The sequence below is a fragment of the uncultured Boseongicola sp. genome (assembly GCF_937988555.1).
Classification (GTDB): Bacteria; Pseudomonadota; Alphaproteobacteria; order Rhodobacterales; family Rhodobacteraceae; genus Boseongicola.
In genome coordinates, this window is the sequence record NZ_CALJXO010000087.1 from 1 (window position 1) to 8,414 (window position 8,414).

An 8,414-nucleotide genomic window follows, 5' to 3' on the forward strand; every position below is an offset into this window, starting at 1 on the left:
ACCCCGGATCAATGCAGCGATTTCTGTCCGCCCACGATGCCATCTACAACCATTTCAATTCGTAACGTCATCTGATCTCCCGCCCAACTCTTCGTCAAACGCGCGCCTCTGCATATGCGGCGTGGAATGAAATCGTTTCTGCGTAATTGCAGGAACTTTCCACTTTGGCGGTCCGTTTAAGTTAACGTGTCAACGCCGTCCAATGTCTCAGATGCCGGACGAAGTGAGCCTTCGCTGCAATTGCCCCAATGACGGCAAACTGCACAATCCGACAGCCGGACGTCAGTCCGTCACGCTTGATCCAAAACCTGAACGCCTTCACTGTGCGGCGATCTTCTTAACACCCTGCGCAGCGTCGCGACGATTGCCCGAAAAATTGAAAGGGTCACTTCGGTCTGCATTCTGCGAACTTCATTTTGCTTCGCTTCTGTAATCTCGGTGAATCGGGTGAAGGCGGTTTCATCCTGGCGGTTCATTTCGTTTCTCCTGATGTGTCGAGGAATGTGTTCCTTGGGTTGAACGTGCCACTTCTGCTGCTGCTCCGCTTTCAGGTGCTGTCCAGAAACCGTCCAGATTGGCTTCATTTACCTTGAGAAACGCACCGCCGCGTGGTCATCATTCAAAGATGGAAGACATATCGGTCATCTCATTCGATGAATTCCAGATCGACATAGCGCGCGGCGAACTGCGCCGGAGCGGCCAGGTTGTGCCGCTTGAACCGCAGGTGTTGGACCTGATTTCATACTTGGCAGAGCACCCCGGCAAGATCATCACGCGCGATGACCTAATCGAGCACGTGTGGGCAGGTAGGATCGTATCGGACAGTGCCATATCAACCCGGATTAACGCCGCCCGTGCTGCGTTGGGGGACAACGGTCAAACGCAAAAGCTGATCAAGACAATTCCACGACGAGGGTTCCGGTTCGAAGGCATAATCAACGATCAAGATACCGGCACGGTTTCGATAATGACCGAGAAGCCTTCAATTGCAGTTTTGCCCTTTCGCAACCTATCTGGCGATACCGAGCAAGCTTATTTTTCGGATGGGATAACCGACGATATCATTATTGAGCTTGCCCGATGTCGTGAGCTGTTCGTAATTGCGCGTCAATCGTCGTTCGTCTTTCGCGACACCTCAACCGACTTGACCCAAGTCGCGCACGACTTGGGCGTTCAATACATCCTTGAAGGTGGCGTGCGCCGGTCCGGCAATCGAATTCGTGTAACCGCGCAACTTCTCGACCCAACGACCGGGACCAATCTGTGGGTCGAGAAATACGACCGGAACATCGAAGATATTTTCGAGGTGCAAGACGAAATCTCATCTATGATCGTTAACACGCTTGTCGGGGAAATTACGCGCGACACCTACCGGCGCTCATTGGCCAAATCCTCGGATAAGGTGAATGCCTATGATCATTTCCTGCGCGCTTCAGAATTCAATTATCGCGGCGGGCGAGACGATGTTCGACGTGCACGAGACGAGGCGCTAAAAGCAATTGCAATCGACCCCGATCTGGCGCGCGCGCATGCTCTGGTCGCATGGACCCTTATTGCTGAGTTTCTGAACGCTTGGGGGGATGACCCCAAGAGCGTCATCAAAGAAGCACGAACCTTTGCGCTGGCAGCCGTAAACGCAGATGGACGTGAACCGCTTGGATATGCCGTACTTGGCTGGGTTTATATGTGCCTCAAGGATATTGAGCGGGGGCTAGCGGAACAACGCCGTGCCATAGCCGACAATCCCGGCAATGCTCATTATCGCAGTCTCTATGCGTTTACGCTTGCCTACGCCGGGCAATCCGAAAAAGCGATCGAGGAACTGGAAAAGGCGATGCGGCTGAACCCACGTCACCCCGATCTCTATAATGCGCATTATGGCCGCGCCCTTTTCAACCTGCGCAGATACGAAGAAGCACTGCTTCCGCTGGAAAAAATTCGAACGTCACAACCAGGCAACGGGAATGCAATTGCACTCGCGGCAGCTTGCTACGCTGCACTTGGTCGCCTTGAAGACGCCAAATCTGTGGTCGAAGAGGTACGGCGTGCCAACCCCAATTATACTCTAGAGTATGCTCGCCAATTCATTCCGTTCGCGCGTGAGGAAGACCTGAAGCACTTCATCGATAATCTCGCGCTTGCGGGGCTGTAGAATTCAACCGGTTTCATGACAATATCTGAACGAGTTTTATCGATTGCGCATGACTTACTGATCCGTCGATACCGATGCCAATGGCTGCAATATGAGCAGTGCAGACTTTCGGTGTCCGCGCAGCAATCGGTAAAATGGGCTCGGTGCCGTCATTCCGCACCTGTGCGTACAACGGCAGCTTAAGATTAACGAAAGTCGCGGTTTTGGTTCATTCATTTGATATGACTACAACATCTTGGGCTATTGAACGGCTTATGGGGCGACGCACATAGCTGAGGATGCTGCGTCGCAGCGGTCCGGTTCGAGCCCAAACCTACCGTGCAGCTTTGTCGTCGAAACGTCAGCCGTCCATGGAACTCGGAGACTTCACCAGACCTGATGGTAAAGTCGCACAATTTCCTCTGCGGTTGGAATGCGCGGATTGTTTTGCGGCGAGCCGGAAGCAAGCGCCTGTGCCGCCATCAACTCGAACATCTCTTGCGTTGCGTTGTGTCCTAATTCACCGACACGGGGCACTTTCAAGTCTGCGTTTAAAGATTTGAGCCCTTGAACGAGGTCGTCACAGGCTATGGCGTCGGTGTCGCTGTCGTCAGCCCATCCCATGACGCGCGCGCATGTTGCATACCGCTCCCGTGACGACCCGATTGAAAACTCTGTGATTGCCGGCAACAGCATTGCGTTTGATAAACCATGCGCCACATGAAAATGCGCACCAATTGGGCGGCTCATACCATGTACCAAAGCGACAGAGGCATTGGAAAAGGCCATGCCCGCTTGTGACGCGGCAAGCATCAGAGCGGCGCGTGCTTCTTCATTTTCGGGGTCTTTGCAGGCAGTGCGAACGTGTTTGGCTATGGAAGACATAGCGGCAAGCGCGAATGCATCCGTGTAAGCAAAAGCTTTCCGGCTAACGTAGGCCTCAATCGCATGGGTCATACTATCGACAGCGGTGTCTGCTGTAATGCGCGGTGGCTTGGTCGTTGTGAACGTCCAGTCGATCAAAGCGGCAGTCGCGACGCATGCAAGGCCAGAAAGATTGTATTTCTCAGGTTGCTCAGTGTCTGTAATCACGCACCAGCGCGTCAGTTCCGATCCGGTCCCCCCGGTCGTCGGTATCAAGATTAGGGGCGGCCCACAGCGATCAATTTGGCAAGGTGCCTTGTAGTCTCGGACGTGGCCGGGATTGACACTCATGAAACTGATTGCTTTGGCGGCGTCCATTGGGCTGCCACCGCCCAGCCCAATAATACAGTCAAAATCGCCACTGCGCAGCGCTTCAAGGCCCGCGTCCACACAGCTATCGGTGGGATCCTCGACGACTTGATCAAAAACCTGCCAATGAATGGCAGAACTGTCCAATACATCGGTGACCGTCACGACATGCCCTAGCGCTATCAGATTTCTGTCTGTTACGATTAACGGGCGCGACAGGCCAAGTTGAAGTAAGACCTCGGCAACTTCCAGCGCGGCACCGCCGCCGATCCGAATAATACGCGGCGATTGCACCCTTCCAATCGCATCGACGTTCATCCGCGTACTCCTTGTCCCGAATTTCTGTCTCATATGGCTACAGCCATTAGGGCAAGAACTCAATTTTCTTGCTTTCGCGGGGTGTTGCGCGCTGACATTCTGGCAAGAAGGACTTGTTTGTCTTTATAGTTTCTTAGCGGGCCATCGTAATGATTGAAGCGGATGAGTGCTTTGAGCCCACTTTGACAAATCCTGCGCCGAGCACGAATGTCGACTTTCTAAGAATGTCGGATGGTTAAGGTGCTGCAGAAATGAACGCTTCAAACACAAATGTGCTGTCTCAGCCTTTAACTTTGCCTTGTGGCGTTGTTCTCAAGAACCGCATCGCAAAATCGGCAATGTCAGACTCCTTGGGCGATGGGTGTGGCGCGCCGACTGATGCTCAAGTTCGTTTGTATGAACGGTGGGCGGAAGGCGGATTGGCCTTGTCGATCATCGGTGAAGTTCAGGGCACTCCAAATTACGCAGAGAAACCCGGAAACTTGGTCCTCAATGCCCATTCCGATCCAGAACCGTTTAAGGCTCTGGCCCGCGCAGGCTCGATCAAAAATGCAAATCTTTGGCTGCAACTAGGACATGCGGGCGCAATGGCGGATGCGCCGATTAGTAACCGGATGGGGCCAAGCGCACTTGATTTACCGGGGCTGACATGCGGCGCGCTTTCCATGTCGGAGATCAAATATCTACCGTATGAGTTTGCGCGCACGGCAGTCCTCGCAAGAGAGCTTGGGTTTGGGGGGGTCGAAATTCACGCAGCACATGGCTTCCTGCTCAGCCAGTTTCTATCTCCGCTGTTCAACAATCGAGCAGATGCCTATGGCGGCAGTCTGGATAACAGAATGCGCCTTTTGTTGGAGACTGTTGACAGGGTACGCCGCGCCGTTGGTTCCCATTTTCCCGTTGGACTTAAGCTCAATGCTACGGATCAACTTGAAGGCGGTTTCCAAGAAGACGAAGCGCTGGCAGTTGTGGCCGCACTCGACAGTACAGACGTTGACCTGATTGACATAAGCGGCGGCACGTATTTTCCCGGCGCGCCATCCTCGTCGGATCGCGCAGGTTCTGGCCCCTATTTTCTCAAGTTTGCCGAACGCGCCCGGGCCAAGACGAAAATACCACTCATGGTCACTGGTGGATTTAAAACACTGAAACAGGCAAAGGCGGCCATCAAAGACGGAAAAGCTGATATTGTCGGTCTTGCGCGTGCGCTTGTCGTCGATCCCGACCTGCCAAAGAAATGGGAAAAAGGTCGCGCGCCTGATCCTCAGTTCCCGCGCTTCGATAGACCGCCGGAAGGTGGCGTGACTGCTTGGTATACGATGCAGATTACGCGGATCGCCAATGGAGAAAGCGACCTTTCACCGGCTGATCTTCCCAACGCGATCAAAGTTTACGAAGAAAGGGATCGTCAGCGCCGTAGGACTTGGACAGAGCATTTTGGGAGTTAGTCCAATCGTTGAAGCGGACATCCGAATGAGATCAACGAACGGCAGCTTCTTTCGGAGGCTGTGTGAAAACTATCGAGAGCTTTTACAAATGCCGAAAATTGCCAGATTTGGGCGCGCTCTGGTCGAACTGAACCATCGAATTAGCAACTCCCGAAAACGAGCGGCGCGAAATCATGAGGAATCCCGAGTTTTCACACAGCCTCTCCGCATAGTCGACGTGCACGCTAGTCGCAGCTTATGGCCGCTTCGAGCCCATTGCGAACCTTTTTGTGCGTGCTTTGTACAACTTGGATGCACTTTTAGCTTCGGTAGTTTGCCAATCCCGCTCTGGCCTAAGCCTTCATCGGAGTGAGGTCAAATGGACAGGAATGGTCGGTTTGTAATATTATGAGAGGCAAGCCATATCCTAGGAGTTCAAATTGATCCCATTGCAGGAACCATTTAGAGTCGCTGACGAAGCTGATGCTCACGAATTGGCTGATCTCGTCAACTTCGCTGGCGAGGGCCTTCCACTACATGTTTGGAGTGGGCTTGCCCAACAGGGTCAAGACCCTTGGGACGTTGGTCGTGTGCGGCAGGCAGAAAAGGCGCGCGATGGTCAGGTCGTAGTGGTGGACTTCGGAAACGGCGCGGTTGCGAGTCTGACGGGCTACACAATTGGCGCAGAACCAGAGCCAGTCGGCGATGACTTTCCAAGCCTTTTTCGCCCGCTACAAGAGCTCGAGAACAAGGCTCTCGAAAGTTGGTATGTGAACGTACTGGCCTGCTACCCAGAGTATCGTGGCAAAGGACATGGGTCGCGCCTTCTGAGCTTGGCGGAACAGATAGCACAGGACGAGAATGTCAATCGCATGAGCGTAATCGTGGCCAGCAATAATTCTGGGGCTAGGCAACTCTATGAGCGGCACGGATACGAGGAGATGGCAACACGTCCTTGTATCAAGGATGATTGGGAGACTGAAACCGAGCATTGGGTTCTGCTCTTGAAATCGCTTTGATGGGGCGAACGGAACCTATGGCCAACGACTTCGCAAATCATGCACGCAAGTATCGCGGTTACTCTGAAGGGCTTTATCCGGCATTGGCAGGTGACCCGTTTTACATGACTCTGGAAAAGCGAGTTTCTGATCCGGCTAAATCCAAAGAGGCCATGCTGCGTTACTATGACTACTCAATCTATGAGGCCGATCAGTTTGGAAAAATCGTTGAACCTGGCGATGACCCTTTTGGAGTGTCCGTATGGTCTGTCCCCCTCAGCGAGCAAGAGATGAAAGACAAGGCGAGGCAGAAAAAGCAACTGATCCAGCAGGAAATGGGGGATAGTTGTCTCGCGGCCTATGAAGAAATCAATGCGTTTATGTCAAATGCGGCGCAACCGCTGACCGCGGATGAGGATTGGTATTTGTCCATTCTTGGAATTCTGCCAGAGTACCAAGGCAAAGGACTGGGCGGCGACTTGATCAGACCGATATTAGAGATGGCAGATTCCGCGGGTGTCTCGACATTTTTAGAGACATTCACGCCGCGCAATATGTCGTTCTATGAGCGTCTTGGGTATACGACGGCAGGCTCATTTCTGGAGCCGGTAACCGAAAGTAAATACTGGCTCATGAGACGAACCCCAGTTCGGATTTAGTTAGGCGCGATCTTTCACTTGGCGAGGTCGGGTTTGTCCCGCAACTCGGTCATAGACCCCTCGGACCTCGCTGCGGTCGCGATCAATGCGGCTTTTCTGGCTGCATTGCAGCGCAACTCTTGGATCGATTGGCGCTGTCGATTTGCTACACAAACGTAGGACGCGATTTCAGTCCGGCCGCTCTGGGCTTGTCTTATGCTTTTCCCATCGATCTGCGAAGATTGAGCCGGTGCCCGCCACGCCAATTTTGGCGGGAACCGGCGGCGGTTGGATCGATATGGGCTCGGTCATAATGGGGCATCGTCAACTTATCGGCTCTTGCCGAAAAGGAGCCCCGCACCCCTGGTCAAGCGGCCTTCACCTCACACGTGATGTCGTCCCAAATGCTGTGAGCATCTGAGCGAGAGTGTCGATGGGCAGGGGCGGATAGTTTGTGGCGACGAGGGCGAAATACGGTTTGGACTTGATCGTGGACAGACAAAGAGAGCTGTGCTTGGCCGGGCGAATTGAAGCGGGCCATGATCTTTTCTCGGCGCCGCGTCGGTCGATGCGAGCCTTCAGATCTGTTGTTTAAGCCCTTATGCCTGCGGTGGTCGATGCCGTGCCGGGCAGCTATTCCAGCTTCGCACAAGAACTGCTCAATTCATAAGACAAGAGGGGCCATTGCTGTCGATCGCGCGCCAAAGCCAGAATTTGCGCCCGCGGATAGGAATGACCACGTCATAAAGGTGCCATTTATCAGATGGCGCAGGCCGGTCCCGCCGGATGGAAGCGGCACACTTTTTACCAAATTTGCCAACCCACTTCAAGATCGTCTCATAGCTCACGATGATTCCGCGCGCCGCAAGTAGATCCTCGACATCGCGTAGGCTCAAGGGAAACCGAAAATAGGACCAGACCGCATATGCAATGACCTCAGGCGGGAAACGGTGGCCTTTGAAGGCGCCGGAATGTTTGGCTCTTGTCATGTCGTTCGGTACGATTTCAGAACAGGCCCCGCAAGTTGACGATGCCCTTTAGACTGGAGCAGAAAAGGAGCGGCGAGCGGCAGCTGGCTGTTCCTTATTGATCTGTATGCCGCCAGCGGTGCATCACAGTCAGTTCTTGACTCTTGTGACTCCAAAATGGAGCAGCATTGCCACCGCGATAATAATGCCCATCCAAACCTGTTGGTGGTATCCAGGAACACCTGCGAGGTTCATCAAGTTTGTCATAACCCCCAGAATGAGAGCACCAATCAAAGTATTAATAACGCCTCCGCGGCCGCCCATCAGACTTGCTCCGCCAATCACAACTGCCGCGATGACGTTCAATTCCGCTCCAACGCCTACTTGCGAAGAGCCAATGCCGGTCCGACTTGCGGCAATAATGCCTGCTGTCGCAGCGAGCATTCCAGAAATGACATAAACTGATGCGACATAGCGCGGGACATTAATTCCAGACAGACGCACGGCCTCTTCATTTGAGCCAATAGCCTTAATGATACGACCGTACTTTGTGTAATTCAAAACTATTCCAGCAACGATTAAAATCGCGATCATCAACCAGACTGGCTTAGGCACATTCAGAAAACGACCCGATCCAAATTCAGTGAGCGCCGCGCCTACCTTACCGAGTACGATCGGCTGCCCCTGTGAATAAACCAGAG

At 53.4% G+C, this 8,414-nt stretch carries 7 protein-coding genes and 2 pseudogenes; 5 read left to right on the forward strand and 4 right to left on the reverse strand.

Annotation, left to right across the window (positions count from 1 at the left end; all coding sequences use genetic code 11):
* A pseudogene (locus Q1B15_RS04890) lies at positions 1–146 on the forward strand (IS6 family transposase); the annotation flags it as partial.
* A gap of 144 nt (positions 147–290) precedes the next feature.
* Here Q1B15_RS04890 and Q1B15_RS04895 read toward each other — a convergent pair.
* On the reverse strand, positions 291–476 hold the full coding sequence (locus Q1B15_RS04895) for a hypothetical protein (protein ID WP_299750988.1): 186 nt from the start codon (positions 474–476) through the stop codon (positions 291–293).
* Between the two features lie 149 nt (positions 477–625).
* Here Q1B15_RS04895 and Q1B15_RS04900 point away from each other — a divergent pair, with 149 nt between their 5' ends.
* Positions 626–2,152, forward strand: coding sequence for a winged helix-turn-helix domain-containing protein (locus Q1B15_RS04900; RefSeq protein ID WP_299750991.1), 1,527 nt, complete (start codon positions 626–628; stop codon positions 2,150–2,152).
* A 366-nt stretch (positions 2,153–2,518) separates the two neighbouring features.
* Here Q1B15_RS04900 and Q1B15_RS04905 read toward each other — a convergent pair whose 3' ends face one another.
* Positions 2,519–3,682, reverse strand: a complete 1,164-nt coding sequence (locus tag Q1B15_RS04905; RefSeq protein WP_299750994.1) for an iron-containing alcohol dehydrogenase — start codon at positions 3,680–3,682, stop codon at positions 2,519–2,521.
* Positions 3,683–3,933: 251 nt separating this feature from the next.
* Between Q1B15_RS04905 and Q1B15_RS04910 the strand changes: the two genes are divergently transcribed.
* The 3 genes from Q1B15_RS04910 to Q1B15_RS04920 all read left to right on the forward strand — a co-directional run bounded on the left by Q1B15_RS04910 (position 3,934) and on the right by Q1B15_RS04920 (position 6,766).
* Positions 3,934–5,130, forward strand: a complete 1,197-nt coding sequence (locus Q1B15_RS04910; RefSeq protein WP_299750997.1) for an NADH:flavin oxidoreductase/NADH oxidase family protein — start codon at positions 3,934–3,936, stop codon at positions 5,128–5,130.
* Between the two features lie 419 nt (positions 5,131–5,549).
* Positions 5,550–6,128, forward strand: coding sequence for a GNAT family N-acetyltransferase (locus Q1B15_RS04915; RefSeq protein WP_299751000.1), 579 nt, complete (start codon positions 5,550–5,552; stop codon positions 6,126–6,128).
* A gap of 17 nt (positions 6,129–6,145) precedes the next feature.
* On the forward strand, positions 6,146–6,766 hold the full coding sequence (locus Q1B15_RS04920) for a GNAT family N-acetyltransferase (protein ID WP_299751003.1): 621 nt from the start codon (positions 6,146–6,148) through the stop codon (positions 6,764–6,766).
* A gap of 346 nt (positions 6,767–7,112) precedes the next feature.
* Here the strand turns inward: Q1B15_RS04920 and Q1B15_RS04925 are convergent.
* Positions 7,113–7,734, reverse strand: a pseudogene (locus tag Q1B15_RS04925) (IS6 family transposase).
* A gap of 129 nt (positions 7,735–7,863) precedes the next feature.
* On the reverse strand, positions 7,864–8,414 hold a 551-nt coding region (locus Q1B15_RS04930; RefSeq protein WP_299751006.1), incomplete at its 5' end, for an ABC transporter permease.